Annotated in this window: 2 protein-coding genes and 1 pseudogene; all 3 read left to right on the forward strand. The window is 72.0% G+C overall.

The window, feature by feature from the left end; all coding sequences use genetic code 11:
- Window positions 1-126 (forward strand): annotated as a pseudogene (locus AB0N76_RS39870) (roadblock/LC7 domain-containing protein); the annotation flags it as partial.
- A gap of 161 nt (window positions 127-287) precedes the next feature.
- Window positions 288-1,022, forward strand: coding sequence for a DUF742 domain-containing protein (locus AB0N76_RS39875; RefSeq protein ID WP_363565753.1), 735 nt, complete (start codon window positions 288-290; stop codon window positions 1,020-1,022).
- Window positions 1,003-1,262, forward strand: a 260-nt coding sequence (locus AB0N76_RS39880) for an ATP/GTP-binding protein (protein WP_363565754.1), incomplete at its 3' end; no start/stop codon positions are given. The genes AB0N76_RS39875 and AB0N76_RS39880, both read left to right, overlap by 20 nt.

Here is a 1,262-nt window from a genome sequence, read left to right on the forward strand (position 1 = left end):
GTCCTGGCCTCCCCCGACTCCGACATCGGCCTCGTCGGATACGAGATGGCCCTGCTCGTCGACCGCGCCGGCGCCGTCCTCACCCCCGCACTCCGCGCAGAACTCCAGGGCAGTCTCCTGCACTGACGGTTCGTCGGATACCGTCCAGGTATTCGAAGCACCTCCGCGTCCGTCCCGGGCCCGCTTCGGCGGGCTCGGGTTCGGGCGTTGTACGGCCTTCGCACCACCGGCTCCGGACCCGTGCCAGAGCTCGCACCGCACCGCCGCACCCTGTGAGGAGAGGAACCGTGACACCGCCCGACGACCGCAGCGGCCAGTACGGCGTTCCGTACCCTGGCACAGGCCATGACGCCTTCGGAGCACCCGGCGTCGTCGGCCACGGTCAGCAGTACGGCCAGCCGCTCCACGGCCAGCAGTACGGCCAGCCTCAGCACGGCCAGCAGTACGGTCAGCAGCCGTACCCGCCGGGACAGTACGACCAGTACGGCCGGCCGCGGCCCGCGTACGACACTCCCCCGGCCGGCTACCCGATGCCGGACGGGACGTACGGACAGCAGTCCGGCCACCTCCACGGCGGCCGGCCGGGCGTCGGGCAGCCGGCCGGCGGGCCCGCCCCGGGAGCCGGCCACCCGCCGGCCCAGGACCCCGGACAGGCCGACGACTTCGACGACGAGCAGGACTCCGGCCCGCTGATCCGCCCGTTCGCGATGACCGGCGGACGGACCCGGCCGCGGTACGAGCTCGCCCTGGAGGCGCTCGTCTCGGCCGACGTGGACCCGCAGCGGCTGGCCACCCTGCTCCCCGAGCACCAGCGGATCTGCACCCTGTGCACCGAGGTCAAATCCGTGGCCGAGGTTTCGGCGCTGCTCTCCCTTCCCCTGGGAGTGGCCCGCATCCTCGTGGCCGACCTGGCCGAAGCCGGCCTGGTCGCCATCCACCAGCCCGCTTCCGGCGGCGAATCCGGAAACCAGCCCGACGTCACGCTGCTCGAAAGGGTCCTCAGTGGACTTCGCAAGCTCTAACGCGGCCGCCCCCACCCGCGCCACCACCTCCGCGAAGATCGTCGTCGCGGGCGGCTTCGGTGTCGGCAAGACCACGCTCGTCGGCGCCGTCTCCGAGATCAACCCGCTGCGCACCGAAGCCGTCATGACCTCGGCCTCCGCCGGCATCGACGACCTCAGCCACGTCTCCGGCAAGACGACCACCACCGTCGCCATGGACTTCGGCCGCATCACCCTCGACGAGGACCTGATCCTCTACCT

The organism is Kitasatospora sp. NPDC093806, assembly GCF_040683335.1.
Taxonomy (GTDB): Bacteria; Actinomycetota; Actinomycetes; order Streptomycetales; family Streptomycetaceae; genus Kitasatospora.